The following is a 16,324-nucleotide window of genomic DNA, read 5'->3' on the forward strand; positions in this document are numbered from 1 at the left end:
ACAATGCAAAGCGGATTTTACCCTTTTTGCTGGCAGGAAGTATACTACCTTCAGCCAGGAATAAAAATGAAAGCATATGTTGTATCACCCATTAGGAAAATCAGCTTTGCATGTCAGTGAAATTGCTTTTGGCGGTATGTCACTCAAGGGTGCGGAGGCATCCGATATCGCGCTGTTGCACCAGGCACTGGATAGCGGCATTAACTTTTTTGACACCGCAGACCTGTATGATCAGGGAGCCAATGAAACCCTGTTTGGCAAGGCCTTCAAAGACCGTCGGGATCAAGTAGTGCTGGCCACCAAAGTAGGCAACCAGCTTCGCCCCGATGGTAGTGGGTGGGACTGGAACCCGCGCAAAGACTATATCCTGGAGTCTGTACACCACAGCCTGCGCCGTTTGCAAACGGATTACATCGACTTATACCAGCTTCACGGCGGTACGCTGGATGATCCTACCGACGAGACCATCGCTGCCTTTGAGCAGTTGCAGCAGGAAGGCAAGATCCGCTACTATGGCATTTCTTCCATCCGCCCCGATGTGATCCGTACCTGGGTGGAACGCGCCCACCTGGTGAGCGTAATGATGCAATACAGCCTGCTGGACCGCCGCCCCGAAGAAAGTACCCTTTCGCTACTGGAAGCAAATAATATTGGCGTGCTGGCCCGGGGTAGCGTAGCCAAAGGCCTGCTGGCAGGCAAGCCCGCCACTGAGTACCTGGACTATTCGCCGGAAGCTGTGCAAACCGTGCAGGCCGCTGTGAAGGCTGCGTCAGGGCAGCAGCGTAGTATGGGGCAAACCGCCATGCGCTACGTACTGCAGCACCCTGCCATTACCAGCCTGGTAGTAGGTATCAGAACCACTCAGCAACTGGAGGAGGCTTTGGGCGCCGCGAGCGCACCCGCTCTCACGCCGGCAGCTATGCAGGATCTGGCAGCGGTATTGCCTGACCGTTTTTATGAATCACACCGGTAAATTTTAGTAGAAAACGAGAGGTTAAAATTTGCTTAATAATTGCTTAAAAACAGCTTAAAATAGAAAAGTCTAATTTGCTCCAGGCTTAAAGAAGGATAAGGAAATATTAAGGCTACTGCTATTACCCTCTTTATTTGCAGCGCTTTATGCCCGGATGCGCCCACTAACTGCTGGTAATCCCGGAAATGAATGGACAATAAAAATATCGGTTTTGTTAAAAAAAATTCCGTTTCGCGTAAGTAAAATACCCCCAATTCGACACACCTTTGCGCCATGAAAAAATTAGTGCTACTCTCAATTGGATGCACGGTAATGGCGCAATTACTTACGGCTCAAGCTCTTAAACCCACAGTTACTCCTGCCCAGAAGCTGCTGATGACTAACGAAGATTCCCTGAATATGGGCACCTCTTCTTCTAAGACTGTTGTTTCTGGTTATGGATCAGCATTTTTTCAGCGCGATTTTAATGAACAATTATCCCGGGCTACGCTGGAAAGAGCGGTGCTTTTTGTGGGACATCAATTCAACAGTAAAATATCCCTGTTCACAGAACTGGAATTGGAAAATGCTAAAGTAGGCCCCGGTACCGATCAGAAGGCGGGCTTTCAGGGTGAAGTTTCTATGGAGCAGGCCTACCTGAAATTTAATTTAAATTCTCACCAATACCTGGTCGCTGGTTTGTTTGTGCCGCGCATCGGTATCCTCAACGAAAATCACCTGCCGGTAAACTTCAATGGGGTAGAACGTCCCATGGTAGAGCAACTTATTATTCCAGCTACCTGGCGGGAACTGGGTATCGGCTTTTATGGCCATTCCCGCGTAGTACCTATAAACTACACCGTAGCATTGGTAAATGGTTTGGACGGTTCCGCCTTTGCCCATGGCACCGGCCTTATAGAAGGCCGTGCAGAGGGCCAGGGCGCTTTTGCCAACAATATTGCGATAACGGCTTCTGTGCAATATTTTCTCCAGGACTTCAAATTTCAGCTCTCCGGTTATGCCGGCGGGGCAAATGGTCAGAGCAAACGGAAGTCGGACAGCCTGATGCTGGAAAGCGGTCCATTTGCTGAAAGCGTATATCTCGGTGAAGGCGATGTGCAATACAGTCACAATGGCTTCTCCGCTAAAGCGCTGGGTACCTTCATCAGTTATGACGGCGCTGATAAAATGAACCGCGCTTACGCAAATAACATTGCCCAATTTATGTACGGCGCTTATGGCGAGCTGGCTTATAACCTCTTTGAAAAAGTACACAATCCAAAACTTCAGGGGCAGCAGTTTAACGTATTTGCCCGCTACGAATTGCTGGACATGAACGCCAAGATACCCGACAACGGGATCTATGATGGTAAGCTAAAACAGCAGCACATCATTGCCGGCGTTACTTACCTGCCCATTCCCAACGTAGCCATCAAAGCAGATGTGCGCCTACTGCACACCGGCGAGGAAAACCCGCAGTTGGTGATCAATCCCAGCCCGGCCCGCATTCCCTACAGACAGAACGATTCTTTCCTGAATGTAGGCATTGGATATTCATTTTAGTCACTTATTATACAAGCAATATTACACAGGAAGCAATTACTTAAAATGGTCCGGAATGCGTGACATTCCCTGGTTACAAAAGGAAGCACAAAAATAGAACGCTATGCAAAAGCTGGAAAGAAGAGACTTTTTAAAAACTGGTTGCAGGGCATGCCTGCTGGGAGCTGTGACCCTCACTTTTGGGGATCTGCTGCTCTCTTCCTGCGGAACGCCTTCCAAGGCTTTCTCGGCAGACATGAACAACAATCAGGTGTCCGTGCCGCTTACACTTTTTGCAACGAACGATTTACAGGTGGTAAGCCCCAAGCATTTTGAATACGAAATCGCCGTTCGCAAAAAAGATAACCAGTACGAAGCCTTGCTCATGCAGTGTACCCATCAGAACAACCAGTTGGTACGCACTGGCTCCGGTTTTTACTGTAGCCTGCATGGCAGCTTGTTTGACCAGGAAGGTCAGGTGAAAAAAGGTCCAGCCGAAAGGCCACTTACCCGCTTGCATACCGAAGTAGTGCAAGACCATCTTATAATCTATATAAACCAAAAAGCATGAAAAAAATAGCTATACTCGCTATGGCGGCCGGCGTGGTAACTCTCGCTGCCTGCAAAAAGGATTCTAACAACGGCGGTAGCCAGTCAGGAGACTTTAATACGATCAAGAATACCGTGATCACTGATTTTGTAAACAAGACAGCTATTCCGGGCTATGCAGCCCTGAAAGCCAAAGCCATCTTATTTGATAGCGCCGTGGTGGTACTTTCCAAAACCCCTACCGATGCCAACCTGGCTGCCGCACAGCAATCCTGGCGCGACCTGCGTACCGTATGGGAACAATGTGAAGGATACCTGCTCGGTCCTGTAGAAGATCTGAACTACGATCCCCATATGGATACCTGGCCGGTGGATACCAGCAGCCTGAATGCCCTGATCAAGAGCAATACTCCGCTGGATCTGAACACCGTGAGTAGCCTGGAAGACGACGCCCTGCACGGTTTCCACCCCGCTGAATACATCCTCTGGGGCGTGGATGGCAGCAAGAAGGCCGCAGATATTTCTGCCCGTGAAATGACCTATCTCACCAGCCTCACCCAGGACGTAGTAAATACCTGCTCCAACATCTACGACTCCTGGATACCTTCCAGTGGCAATTATGCGCAGAAAGTACTGGACGCTGGTCAAGGGAACCAGCCTTTTCCTACCAAACTGCAATTTTTCCAGGACCTGGCCAACGTAATTGGCGAGATCTGCAACGAAGTGGGCGATGGTAAAATGAAAGATCCCTACTTAGCCGGTACCCCCCTCACCGTGGAATCTCCCTTCAGCGGTAACTCCCTGGCAGATTTCAAGAACAATGTAAAAGGCGCTTTAGACGTATACATGGGTAATTTCCAGGGCAGTTCAGCTACCAGTCTTCATGCACTGGTAAGTAACAAGAATTTGGCGCTCGATCAGAAAGTGCAGGATAAATTCAATGCTGCCCTGAACAGCTTCAGCTCCTTTACCCTGCCTTATGAAAAGGCTATCCTGAGCGAAAAGCCCGTATGTGCGCAGTCTATGGCCGCTATCCTGGAAGCACGCGATGTGATGCAGCAGGATGTGGTGCAATTTATTCAAGAGAACATTAAAGACTAGGCATACCACCGGTGCGGCCCTGCGCCGCACCGGTACCAATTGCCGAAAGTGAGTTATGAGGATAAGGAAAATATACCTGGCATCGTTGATGGCCGTGCTACCCGCCATACTGGTGATGTGCCGGAAAGCGGGAGAATTTAGTGAAGACCAGTACGATTCCCGCCTGAGCGGGGGGGCAGCCACTACCTTAAATGCCAGTAGCCAGGCTTTTGGCGATTGTGTGGTAGGGCTCAATGTTTGGGATCAGCATATCCATGACCTGGGTGACGCGTCTTCCTCGGCCACCTTCGTGGCCCCGCCAGCTGCCGTACACGCAGGGCTGGGTCCTATCTTCAATAACGTAAGCTGCAAAAGCTGTCACCATAATGATGGCAAGGGCAGTCCCACTTTCGGAACCGTTACCTCTTCCATGCTTACCCGGCTAAGTTTGCCGGGTACGGACGAACACGGTGGCCCCGTGCCCGTGCCTGGCTTTGGCTTGCAATTGCAGGACCTGGCCAATTTTAGTAAGCAACCGGAGGCTAAGGTGAACCTCAGTTATGCCGACATCCAATTCGTCTACCCTGACGGTAATGTTGCCACCCTGCACAAACCTACCTACTCTTTCAGCAACCCTTACATACCCCTGCCGGGTAATGTGCAGACATCTGCCCGTATGGCACCTCCATTCTTTGGCCTGGGCCTGCTGGAGAATATTCCGGAAAGCACCATCTTGTCTTTTGCAGATGAGAACGATAAAGACGGGGACGGCATAAGTGGCCGTCCGAATTATGTGTGGGATCCGGCAGCGCAAAAAATGATGCTGGGTCGCTTTGGTATGAAGGCCAACACTGCCACCCTGCTCACGCAAACGGCTTCGGCATACCAGCAAGACATGGGGGTAACTAGTACCGTATTTCCGCAGGAAAGCAGTTATGGACAGACCCAGTTTGATGGGCTGGCAGACGATCCCGAATTACCAGATAGCATCCTGAACTCCGTCGTGTACTACCTGCGCACCCTATGCGTACCAGCCCGCCGCGATGTAACAGAAGCCAATGTGAAAAATGGGGAAGCCCTCTTTGCTCAAATTGGTTGCGGAAGTTGTCACAAACAAACTTTATATACCGGTGTAAGCGAAACCTTGCCCGTGGTGAGCAACCAGCGCATACATCCTTACACAGACCTGCTGCTCCATGATTTGGGTGATGGGCTGGCAGACGGGCGCCCTGATTATGTAGCCACCGGCAGCGAATGGAAAACCCCTGCCCTTTGGGGTGTGGGGCTTTTCGAAAAAACGAACGGCATTCCTTACTACCTGCACGATGGCCGCGCACGCACCCTGGAAGAAGCGATTCTCTGGCATGGAGGGGAAGGGGAAAAGGCCAAACAAGCCTTCGCCCACCTCAGCAGCGGCGACCGGCAGGCAGTATTGCTGTTTTTAAAATCGTTATAAGCCTTCGGGTATATATTTTTTATGAAGCGGTTGCATGGTGCGTGCAGCCGCTTTTTTATTAGGTAAAGGGCGCAATAAAAAAAAGGATGCATTCCCTTTAAAGAAATGCATCCGTATAAAAAAGATACAAGGCAATAGATGCCTGGTTGCGCAAAATTTATTTTACAATACCTGCAAACCGCTGGTAAAACTGGGTAGGGCTATTTTCATGTTTAGGCTGGTACTTGCCTGCAATGATCGGCACATAAATTACCCGGCGGCGGCTTTCTTCTCCAATCACGGAAGACTGTGCAACCCGGTGCCATAGGCGCCCGTCGTGCACCGTGAGATCGCCGGCTGAGGGGCGTACTGCCAGTTCGTTCGGATCTTCATCGTGGGAGATAAAATATTTTTTACGGAATAGGAACTGATAGAGACTTTGCTTATGCGTACCCGGTATAATGCGCAGGCCGCCGTTTTCTAGTTTCAGATTATTGAGGTGTATGCCCACATTTAACATTGGATTGAGGCGGCCGCCCATAAAAATGTCGCGGAGGCCGTCGGTATGCCAGCCCATTTTGGTGAATTTACTCAACGGTCCGTTCACATAGTGGTTAAACACCATGCCGTCTTTTTCATCCGTACCAATCCGCCCACCTTGGCCTACCAGGGCCAGCAATGCCTGCAGGCGATTATCTTTCAGAAGATCTGCAAGAAAAGGATGAAATTTATTGGTAAATGCAAAGCGTTGTACAATGGGGGAGCCATCTAGGTCTTTGCCATACTTGATAGGTACGCCATTAATCTTTTCCAAGCCTTTGGCTAACCAATCCTGTTCCACTTCCCGGGAAGCGTCAATCACTTTTTGCACTACCTCGGGAGAAATGAAATTACTGAAATGTATAAAACCATGCTCGTCGAAAAATGCGCGTTGTTCGTTCGTCAAGACGTCTGACAATGTGAACCTGGGATAAGCAGCGTCCATGATCTGTAGGTTTAAAGCGTTTAAAAATACCCGGTGCGAATCGCGTAATAGGCACAGCGATAATGTTATAAATAACACCGAAAAGATAATAAATAATTAATCCTGAAGCGCAGAAAAACTATTAAAAAATCATTAAAGACAACAACAACGGGGAAATTTGCAGCCGGAAACACGGACATGAAAGGAGGGAAGTCTAGTGGAGAAAGGTTTAAAAATCATGGCTAGTAGTCTACTTATTTAGTAGAGTAAAAATAGCCGTTTTTCCCGGGATTTCCAAAAAAACTTAGCTCATCTTTTTGCCGTAAGAAGCAGGCTGGCTATAGGCTTGTTATTATTGCGTTAATAAAATTTATTATATAGGCTACCCGCCACTTTTTCTATCAATGCTTTCGGTAAAAAGCGGGTAGCGCCAGCGCTTAAACTGTTCACTGTACCCGGGATTACCTCTGGCTTTCCGCTAAACATGGCTTTCAGGCCAGCCTTAGCCACGGGTTCGGGCGGTGTGCCAAATTTTTCGGCAGTGGCCCGGATGGCATCCATGCCGGCCCGATCCAGGAAATTAGTATTAATTGGGCCGGGACTTAGGCAGGTTACTGAAATGTTTTTGGATTTCAGTTCCAGCCGAAGGCCCCGGGTAAAAGAAAGTATGAAAGCCTTGGAGGCTGCATACCCGCTGAGGGTAGGTACTGCCTGGTAAGCGGCCGTGCTGGCTACATTGAGGATGTATGACTTCGCTTGTTGTCCAAGAATAGGCAACAGGCGATAAGTAAGGGCCACCACCGTTTGCATGTTCAGTTGCAACATATTCAATTGATCTTCCAGTGGCTTTTGCGCAAAAGTACCCCATACGGCATACCCCGCATTATTAATCAGGATGGAAATGGGAAAGGCATGTTCCTTCACCCAGCGCTCTACCTGCGCAGGTGCTTCCGGCAAGGAAAGATCTATTGCTAGATAAGCTACCTGCACCCCGTATGTTGTAGTAAGTGTGGCCGACAACTCGCGCAGCGTGGCTTCTGAACGGGCCACCAGCAGCAGATTATACTGCTTTTTTGCCAGCTCCACCGCCATGGCTTGTCCGAGGCCTTTACTGGCGCCAGTGATTAGTGCGAAGGTTGAGGACATGTTGTGTTTGAAATTTCTAAATAGCTACAAAAATGCATAAAATTTTGCCGCCAAATACGAGCGAAGGTTGGGCGGTGGTAAATGTATGCAGTTTTTCCAGATATAGGGCAACAAATTATCTCATAATCAACAGCTTTTAATAGCATTTTAATGGGATTTAATTATTATGCCCAAAGATGATATGCTAGCAGCGCACTGTAACTGTGTATTAGGAACCGGCTAACCATACTATGTATGTAAAAATAGCCTACTATAAGCATCTGAAACCCCACTGCTTTATGTACCTTGCCGCCTGGACAAAACGCAGGTACCCGGTACCTGATACCTGGTATATTATATTGAAATTATGCAACAACGTGTACTTCTGGCAGGCTTACTATGCCTGCTCAGCGCCTGTCATTTTAGTGCAGGGGCGCGCAAAGACGAAAAGACCGGATTAACCCTTATGAGCCATGGCCTGTCTTGCCAAAATTTCCTGCTAGAACGGAATGGTCTTCCCTTAACGGACAAGGATATACGTTATGGCGAAAGGATAACCCTGCTGTTGGAAAATCTAAGCGGTTTCACGGAGAAAGATGGCCTGGTGTATCCTGGCATGCAACTGGACGTGAAAGACGACAAGGGCGTTGTAGTATCCAGCTTTACCGACATGCTGGCCGATGTGTCTAAAAGTGGCGTGTCTCCGGAACAGGCCCGTGGGCTGCGAGCCGCCTACCAGAGCGGGCCGCCAGAAGTAGTGCCGGGCCGTAGTTATACTCTCTCAGTACATATCTGGGATAAGCAGGGCAAAGGCACGTTAGATGCCACGTTGCCCATGGATCTCCGTTTTCCCGACACCACTGGCTTGCATACCACGCCGCAAGGCATTACTGCGATAAGGATATTCATGATCAGCGATTCGGGACGTGTGCAGCAAGGGCACGTGCCAGCCAAAGGTCACGTAGGTATAAACTTCCAGGGCCTAAAAGGATTTGTGGCAGACAGTGGCAAAGTATTCCCCGGCGGTAGCCTGGCGGTGTACGACAGTACCGGCAAAGCATTATTTAACACCGGCGACGCCTTTGCCAGCCAAACAGGAGGGTTTACAGATACCCAGGTAAAAGAGGGCCTCCGCATTACCGTGAATATGAATCCGCACCTGAAAGGCATCAAAACTATCTGGAAGTTCCGGGTTTGGGATAAAAAAGGACAGGGTTCTATTGAAACGGAAGTGCCAGTTATATTGGATTAATACCCTAGTTACATCCCATAAAATACCCTGTTTAAAAGCCTGGGTATCGTTTGGAATAAAACGTACCGCAAGCATACCTTGAGGGAAAAGCATAAAAAAAGTGGCGGACTTATCCGCCACTTTTTGTTGGTAGGGCTGGCATAGTTTATTGTAATTATTTAAGCTGCTTTGCCCTGAAATTTATCATCCCATTGAACCGCAGTGATTTGATATGGGTATTAAGGCTAGACTGCTTTACACGTCCGGACTGCTGTAGTGGTGTCACCTGGCGCCCATTGGTGGTAAAACGGCCGGTGTTGATATAATTAAAGATGTCTAACAGGTTTTCATCATAGTCGGCATTGCCAAAAGGTACATCCACATAATCCTGTGCCAGTTGGTCGGGGACAATGCCGGTGAAATATCCGCCCTGCAACAGGGAGTTTTTGGTCTCGAAATTAATCGCGTATAGGTCTGCCAGGTATATTTCTTTACCATTGCGGTGCGCGCGCAGGCTGGCCCCTATAAAACCTACGGGTTTGCCGTACGTTGTATCGCCTACCAACTTAACATCCATGTAAGGCTTCAGATTGTTCATCGTCAGTTCTGCCGCGGATGCTGTGCCGTCGTTTACTATAAAGAATATATGATCCAGACTAAGGCCGCCGGTAGAAGAGGGGAACTTGGTTTCATCCCCGTTGCCGCTCACGCCAATGGCAGCATTGAGCTTATCATTGTAAGTGGTCCAGTACATGGTTTTGCCAGCCGCGGAGGAGGGGGCCAGGGCGCTGTCCAGGTATTCGGCCGTGGCTACAGCCCCGCCACCGTTATTGCGCAGGTCTACAATCAGGTTGTTGATATTGGCCGACTTTAACTTGCCGATTTCTGCATCCAGCAACTGTTTGGTGAGCGTGGGGCTTCCGGCGCTATTGTAAGTATTAGTAAAGGTGTAGAATACAAAATACCCCACATTGCCTTGGGTTGTATTATAAATAGTATCAAACAATATGGGATTGATGTTATAGGCTGCAGCGCTCAGCGTAATGCTGGATTGTACGCTGCTACCAAACTGCTGGGTTATCAGGGATACAGTGGCATTGCCGCTGTAGAAGGCGTTCCATACGGATTCTCGGTTAGTAACGGAGCTAAAGTCCGTAATCCCGTTCACCGATATCAGTTCAGTGCCACGCGTAAGTCCTGCCTTGCCAGCGGGCGAATTTTTATCGGCATATTCCACCAGGGTATGTACATCGTTGTTATTATCTGCTGCAAAGACTACCTGTATGCCAAAGTCGCCCTCCACGGCTTTAGTGGCTTCCACCTTCCCGTCTTCCAATTCCGTACTGATAGAGCTGTCGCGGTCCAGGAAACTGTATTTATCGTAGGGGTTGCCGGTAGTAGCGTTTATGGCATATTGCCGCATTACATTCAGCAGTGTATCTGCGTTGGGATAGATGCTACTGTGCGGATCCAGGGTGGGTACTGATTTGTACCAGTAATAGGCTGGCAGGTCCTGATTATCGCCAATATCATTGATATCCACTTGCATATTGCGGTACATCAAATATTTCAGGGAATCCTCATCCGCTGCACTCAGTTCGGTGCCAGTGGCAGTGGTATCGGAGGTGGTGCCTCCGCTGGATTTATGATCTTTTTTGCTGCATGCGGAGATGCCAGCCATGGCCAGGAGTACAACGCCCAGGCACAGCGGGGCTGCTGCGGAACGGTAGAACATATTCATAGAAAAAACGAATTAAGCGGATGGATCAATTTGCTGGATTAGACTTATCAATCCGGCATAAGTAAAAAGTGCTCCAAAAAAAATAATGGACGCCTTTGCTGGAATGGAATACATAACATTGCCTAGGCAATATTGATAAACGTTTATCCCTGATAAAATGTTCTTCCGGTCCGGAGGAAAGCAAGGTTATATTTTTTTTGCGAGGGATTGGCGTGTCCAGAAAGCGCTTTCAAAGCCCAGCACATAATTAAAGTATCCCGAACCGGGTCCAGGTGTTCCACTGCTGCTGCCGCCGGCCTGTGCGGCTTTGTCGGACTCAGCCTTTAGTTTCTCGGCTTCTTTTTTATCGATCTTATTAAGGCGAAAATTAAAAGCCACCACTTTGTCTTCATTTTCTTCCGGGAATTCCAGCCGGGAGAGGGGGATAATTATCTCCATGGACAGCATGCCAGTATTATCGTTACTAATGGCGGCCTGAATGCCAAATTCGTTTTGCATGGGAATGTTGCCATCTTTCACATTTTTGAGACCATTTACTGAAATATCGCTGGTGTGCAGGAAGAGCAGTTTTTGCTGGGCGGCCTTTTCCTGCGGGCTGGGGGTATAATTGAGGGCCGGGGTGTGGCGGTAATCGTAGAGCGCGTCCTGATCTATCACCGGGAAGGTAACGCCTGGGCCGTTCTTCGACTTGCCAGCAGTATTAATGGTTACGTGCAGGCCGGCATTGATAATGCGGTACTGGGTAATCTCGTCACGGGAAGAGATAGCAATGTAAAGATTGGTGCCGTCGTTGCTGATATCGTAAAACAGGCGGGTGTCGCTATTATAGTGTGGCAGTGGGTTTTTCCACTCATCGAGGCGCCCGTCTGCCTTCACAGGGCTGGCAGCCCAGGTATTGGGCGCATCTGCTTTCTGTGCAAAGGTGGAGAGCGGAGTGGCCAATAGTGCAGCGGCCAGGAGGCGATGGTAAAAAGGTGCGATGACTTGCATATGCGTTGGAAGAGCTTCGTTTTTAATACTGGCTACAAGTTTACCAATTTTCCGGCTAAACCATCCCCATTAAACAAGTGAGTCAGGGATATATTGGTGAAATTTCTTCCGGTTGGCCGTTTAAAACAAGGGATTGAGCGTCGGAAAATAGTCCATTACTGGAATTTCTTACCATGAAACAAGAAAGTTTATTTAAATTTCCGACTTGCGGGAGCGAAGGCACTACGCCTTACACTAACAAAACCAATTGGCGGGTCCTACCCCTATGACCCGACCTAACAAGCAAGTAATTGAATGAGTAAGAAAAGTTCGCCTAATTCATCCACCGGGCGCGCAGAAAATGGTGGCCGCGTATCACTCAAAGACGTGGCCCGCTTGGCGGGTGTTGCGCCTTCCACTGTGTCTTTTATATTAAATGGGAAAGCCCAGGAAATGCGTATCCGGGAAGAAGTGGCCATTAAAGTAAAAGAAGTAGCACGAAAAGCTGGATACACACCCCACCAGGTGGCGGTGAGCCTCCGTACCGGGCAATCGCGCATACTGGGTTTGGTGGTGGAAAGTATATCCGGCAGCTTCTTTGCCGCCCTGGCAAGGGTTATAGAGGAAGAGGCCAGCCGCTACGGCTATCGTGTGGTGTATACCAGTACGGAAAATGACGCCGCCAAGGGCCGGGCCATGATTCATATGCTATCGCACTGGCATGTGGATGGCTACCTGATCACGCCGGCGCCCGGCATGGAAAAAGACATACAGGAACTGCTCGATAAAAAACGTCCCGTGGTGCTGATGGATGGATTCTTCCCCAGCATTAAGGCTCCTTTTGTGCTGGTGGATAATTACGCCGGTGTAAAAACGGGGGTACAGCAGTTTATTAAAAAAGGCTACCAACGCATTGGGTACGTGACGGCAGATGTAGACCTCATCCAGCTGGACGAGCGCATGAATGCCTACCGCGATACCCTGGAGGCCAATAACATGCCAGTGCAAAAAAAACGCATCCTCAAAATACCTTATAACCATCCCCGGGCCGATGCCATCCGCTTAATTGCGGAGTTTCTTCAAAACATCTCCCCCCGGCTGGATGCCGTGTATTTCTCTACTAACTACCTGGGCCTTTTGGGGCTGGAAAGCCTGCGCCAGCTCAATTGGCAATTGCCTAAAGACATTGCTATGATGTGTTTCGACGATCATGATATTTTCCGGCTTTACCAACCTGGTATCACGGTGATGGAGCAGCCGGTGGAGGAGATCGCGAAAACAGCCATTCAACTACTGATGAAACAATTGGGCAAAACAGATATCCGTATTCGTAAAACGCAGGTACGCCTGGCGGGTAAATTCATTCAGCGCGGTTCGCTCTGATCATTAAGCACTTTATAAAACAAAAAGGCCATCGATTCATGTCGATGGCCTTTTTGCTCTCTAATGCTTAGTATGGATTTCTTAAATCGCAGGATGCTCCCCGTATTCCTTCCACAGCGTATCCAGGTCGGCTTTCGCCAGTTGTTTCCAGATGTCGTTGGTGTAAGTTTTGTTACGCATGGCGGCGTCCAGCTTATCCACCATTTCCGGGTTTTTGTTTTTCACCAGCCATTGCAGGAAGCGGGCGGTAATACGGTAGCTGTTCTTGTAAGACTGGGTGTCTTTGTAATCAGGCAACGACCACTTTGCAGCGGTGTTGTTAACGCCATATTCTGCGCGTACATAGTCGGCAATGCCTTCTGTGAGCCATCCCGGGCCACTGCCGTTAGGATAGGCCTGTACAATGTGCATTACTTCGTGTGTCACTACATCAATATCTTCCGGGTTTTTGGTAAGCCACTCGGGGTTATAGCGGGCCACGCCGCCGCCGGTGGCAGCTACCCCTTTGTAGGCGGGGTCTATTATAAAAAATACTTTTTTAAGGCTTTCCTTATTGTAGTGTGCTACTTCTTTCGGGTACACGGTAAAGAAAGCGTCTATCAGGCGTTGTTTTTCATGCAGGTCAAAGCTTTCTGCTTTGTTGATGAAGATCAGGGTAAAGCCGTTTTTTACCGTGGTGTCCCGCTGGTAAAATGTGTCGGAAGCGGTGCGTTCGTCCTGGGCTTTCAGGAGTACTGGCGCCAGGCATAGGGCGGTGATGACGCCGGCCTGTGCAACTTTTTTAAAGCGATGGTTCATGTGATGTATATAGTTGACAGTGAAAGAAAAGGGCGGCAGGTTTGCTGCCACCTTTATGTGTGTACATTAATGTTTGCTGCTCATAAAGAAGGTGATGCTGCCGCCCTGCATAATTTCTTCATGTGTAATATAGAGGCGATCCAGCGGTTTGCCATTCAACCATACCTTTTGTACATATACATTTTTATCGCCGGGATTTTTTACTTCCACGGTGAAGGTCTTGCCATTTTCCAGTTGCAGTGTGGCTCCATCTACTGCGGGGCTGCCCAGGGAGTATTGATCATTGCCGGGAGCTACGGGATAAAAGCCCAGGGAGCTGAATATATACCAGGCGCTCATTTGTCCGCAATCGTCGTTACCGCCCAGGCCATCGGGGCGGGGAGCATACATTTTTTTAAGGATCATGCGGATACGTTCCTGTGTTTTCCAGGGATAGCCTGCCCAGTTATAGAGATAAGCTACGTGATGTGAAGGCTCGTTACCATGTACATAATTGCCGATAATCCCGTCGCGGGTGATGTCTTCCGTTTCTTCAAAGAATTTATCCGGCAGGTGCATGGTGAACAGGGAATCCAGGTGCGGTACAAATTTTTTGGGTCCGCCCATCATGGCGATGAGGGTAGCCGGATCGTGCGGAACATAGAGGCTGAAGTTCCAGGTATTGCCTTCAATGAAGCCCTGACCATCTGTTTTCAGTAGGTCGAAGTCCTGGCGGAAAGTGCCATCTGCCAGGCGGGGGCGCATATAGCCAATGCTGGCATCGTAGACATTTTTATAATTCTGGGAACGTTTAATGTATGTTTCGTAGACATCGTTGCGACCTAGTTTTTTGGCCATTTGTGCAATACACCAATCGTCGTAAGCATATTCCAGCGTGGTAGATACCGACACACCGTTGTGATCTGCCGCGATGTAACCATGATCCATGTAATCGCCTATACCATCATAACTGCGGTGGGTGCTGGTTGCGATGCATGCCTCCAGGGCGCGGTTGGCGTCGAAAGGGGCATTGCCTTTTATAACGGCATCGGCTATTACGGATACGCTGTGGTAGCCGCTCATGCACCAGTTGTCATTGGCGTAGTGCGCCCACACCGGTAGCATATGCAGCACACTCTGGTCGTAATGGGCCAGCATGCTTTGTACCATGTCTGCATTCCGTTTGGGCTGAATGAGATTAAAGAAGGGATGCAGGGCGCGGTGGGTATCCCAGAGAGAGAACGTTGTATAGTTGGTAAAGCCTTGTGCCTGGTGAACTTGCTGGTCCAGGCCTTTGTACTGTCCATCTACATCCATGTATACGGTAGGATTAATGAAAGCGTGGTACATGGCGGTGTAGAAGTTTTCCTTTTCTTCACGGCTCTTACTGGTAATGGTGATTTTGCGCAGTTCCTTTTCCCACTGGGCCTGGCCGTTGGCTTTCACCTGGTCAAAATCCCAGCCTGGGGTTTCCGTGCGAAGGTTCAGGAGGGCGCCGTCCTGGCTCACGGGGGAGATGGCAAACTTAATTTTGATCTTATCACCGGCTTGCGTGGCAAAATCGAAGTGAGTGCGCAGTTGGGTGCCTGCCATGTCGGGGAAATTATTATTTTGGTCAAACTTGCCCCAGAAGCCGTGGTACACTTCGCGTTTAGAGAAATTCTTACAGCCGTATGTTTTAAACGGCCGGGAGAAGGTCATGGCGAAATATACCGTACGGTTGCGTCCCCATCCGTTGGTCTGGCGGTAGCCGGTTACCAGGGTGTCGTTTACCACGCGTACCACGGTCCACACGTTTTTGTCCGGATAGTTATAGATGCCACTCATCAGGTCCAGGATAATGTGGGCATCGTTAGCTTTCGGGAAAGTGTATTGGTGAAAGCCTACGCGGGTAGTGGCGGTAAGTTCGGCGGTAATGTCGTTGTCGTCCAGTTTCACTTTATAATAATCGGCTTCGGCTACTTCTGTGGTGTGGGAGTAGGCCGAGCGGAATCCACTGGCGGGGTTATCTGCCGTGCCGGGATTCATCTGCAATGGGCCGGTGGTGGGCATAATGAGGAAATCGCCCAGATCGCTGTGGCCGGTGCCACTAAAATGGGTATGACTGAAACCTACAATAGTTTTATCATCATACTGGTAGCCGGCGCAATACTTATATACATCTCCGTTGTAATGCCCATTCATTTCGTAAGGGATGGTGTCGGTGTCTGGGCTAAGTTGTACGCTGCCAAAGGGAACGGTGGCGCCGGGAAAGGTATGCCCCATTTTTTGTGTGCCGATAATAGGCTTCACATAAGGTACCAATGACGCTTCGCTTTGCTGGGCAAGGGCGGCCAGCGGGAGGCAACAGTACAACAGGAAAGCAGTTTTTCGCATGTAGTTTTAGATATTTAGTTGGTTTTGTTATTGCGGCTGGTGGCGGGATTCACGCCATTGATCTCCGGAAACGTAAATTTAAATCGATTTAGCAAAAGTTTTGCATACAATTTTAACTAAAATAAGCCCATTCTTAAGTTAGTTGGGTTAACGATGGCGATGGCGTTGAAGAAACGCCTTCGGTGTACATGCGCCGCTAG

13 protein-coding genes are annotated in these 16,324 nt (G+C 49.2%); 7 read left to right on the top strand and 6 right to left on the bottom strand.

Going from position 1 to position 16,324, the window contains the following annotated elements:
- Nucleotides 1–76 precede the first annotated feature (76 nt).
- From GA0116948_RS19295 to GA0116948_RS19320, 5 genes are all read left to right on the top strand, one after another.
- On the top strand, nucleotides 77–973 hold the full coding sequence (locus tag GA0116948_RS19295) for an aldo/keto reductase (protein ID WP_089715287.1): 897 nt from the start codon (nucleotides 77–79) through the stop codon (nucleotides 971–973).
- Between the two features lie 273 nt (nucleotides 974–1,246).
- On the top strand, nucleotides 1,247–2,515 hold the full coding sequence (locus GA0116948_RS19305; RefSeq protein ID WP_089715292.1) for a hypothetical protein: 1,269 nt from the start codon (nucleotides 1,247–1,249) through the stop codon (nucleotides 2,513–2,515).
- A 103-nt stretch (nucleotides 2,516–2,618) separates the two neighbouring features.
- Nucleotides 2,619–3,065, top strand: coding sequence for a QcrA and Rieske domain-containing protein (locus GA0116948_RS19310; RefSeq protein WP_089715294.1), 447 nt, complete (start codon nucleotides 2,619–2,621; stop codon nucleotides 3,063–3,065).
- Nucleotides 3,062–4,144 carry an imelysin family protein gene (locus GA0116948_RS19315; RefSeq protein WP_089715296.1) on the top strand — a complete coding sequence of 361 codons (1,083 nt, stop codon included), beginning with the start codon at nucleotides 3,062–3,064 and terminating at the stop codon, nucleotides 4,142–4,144. Before GA0116948_RS19310 ends, GA0116948_RS19315 begins: the two co-directional genes overlap by 4 nt.
- Nucleotides 4,145–4,199: 55 nt before the next feature.
- Nucleotides 4,200–5,579, top strand: coding sequence for a di-heme oxidoreductase family protein (locus tag GA0116948_RS19320; protein WP_089715298.1), 1,380 nt, complete (start codon nucleotides 4,200–4,202; stop codon nucleotides 5,577–5,579).
- Nucleotides 5,580–5,736: 157 nt separating this feature from the next.
- Here the strand turns inward: GA0116948_RS19320 and GA0116948_RS19325 are convergent, their stop codons facing one another.
- Complete coding sequence (locus GA0116948_RS19325; RefSeq protein ID WP_089715300.1) at nucleotides 5,737–6,543, bottom strand: phytanoyl-CoA dioxygenase family protein; 807 nt, start codon at nucleotides 6,541–6,543, stop codon at nucleotides 5,737–5,739.
- Nucleotides 6,544–6,882: 339 nt separating this feature from the next.
- On the bottom strand, nucleotides 6,883–7,668 hold the full coding sequence (locus GA0116948_RS19330; protein WP_089715302.1) for an SDR family NAD(P)-dependent oxidoreductase: 786 nt from the start codon (nucleotides 7,666–7,668) through the stop codon (nucleotides 6,883–6,885).
- A gap of 346 nt (nucleotides 7,669–8,014) precedes the next feature.
- On the opposite strand from GA0116948_RS19330, the gene GA0116948_RS19335 reads away from it, so the two are divergent.
- On the top strand, nucleotides 8,015–8,899 hold the full coding sequence (locus GA0116948_RS19335; RefSeq protein WP_089715303.1) for a hypothetical protein: 885 nt from the start codon (nucleotides 8,015–8,017) through the stop codon (nucleotides 8,897–8,899).
- 154 nt (nucleotides 8,900–9,053) lie between these two features.
- Here the strand turns inward: GA0116948_RS19335 and GA0116948_RS19340 are convergent, their stop codons facing one another.
- Both GA0116948_RS19340 and GA0116948_RS19345 read right to left on the bottom strand, forming a co-directional pair.
- Nucleotides 9,054–10,619 (bottom strand): S41 family peptidase, encoded by a 1,566-nt coding sequence (locus GA0116948_RS19340; RefSeq protein ID WP_089715305.1) that lies wholly within the window; start codon nucleotides 10,617–10,619, stop codon nucleotides 9,054–9,056.
- 186 nt (nucleotides 10,620–10,805) lie between these two features.
- Nucleotides 10,806–11,609 (bottom strand): hypothetical protein, encoded by an 804-nt coding sequence (locus GA0116948_RS19345; protein WP_089715307.1) that lies wholly within the window; start codon nucleotides 11,607–11,609, stop codon nucleotides 10,806–10,808.
- 294 nt (nucleotides 11,610–11,903) lie between these two features.
- Between GA0116948_RS19345 and GA0116948_RS19350 the strand changes: the two genes are divergently transcribed.
- Nucleotides 11,904–12,971 carry a LacI family DNA-binding transcriptional regulator gene (locus GA0116948_RS19350; protein ID WP_089715308.1) on the top strand — a complete coding sequence of 356 codons (1,068 nt, stop codon included), beginning with the start codon at nucleotides 11,904–11,906 and terminating at the stop codon, nucleotides 12,969–12,971.
- A gap of 81 nt (nucleotides 12,972–13,052) precedes the next feature.
- Here the strand turns inward: GA0116948_RS19350 and GA0116948_RS19355 are convergent, their stop codons facing one another.
- The gene (locus GA0116948_RS19355; protein ID WP_089715310.1) at nucleotides 13,053–13,769 is read right to left on the bottom strand and encodes a basic secretory protein-like protein; all 717 of its coding nucleotides are present in this window, start codon (nucleotides 13,767–13,769) and stop codon (nucleotides 13,053–13,055) included.
- 66 nt (nucleotides 13,770–13,835) lie between these two features.
- Nucleotides 13,836–16,124: a GH92 family glycosyl hydrolase gene (locus GA0116948_RS19360; protein ID WP_089715312.1), complete on the bottom strand. Its 2,289-nt coding sequence runs from the start codon at nucleotides 16,122–16,124 to the stop codon at nucleotides 13,836–13,838.
- Between the last annotated feature and the right edge of the window lie 200 nt (nucleotides 16,125–16,324).

This window comes from Chitinophaga costaii (genome assembly GCF_900094705.1).
In the GTDB taxonomy this organism is placed as follows: Bacteria; Bacteroidota; Bacteroidia; order Chitinophagales; family Chitinophagaceae; genus Chitinophaga; species Chitinophaga costaii.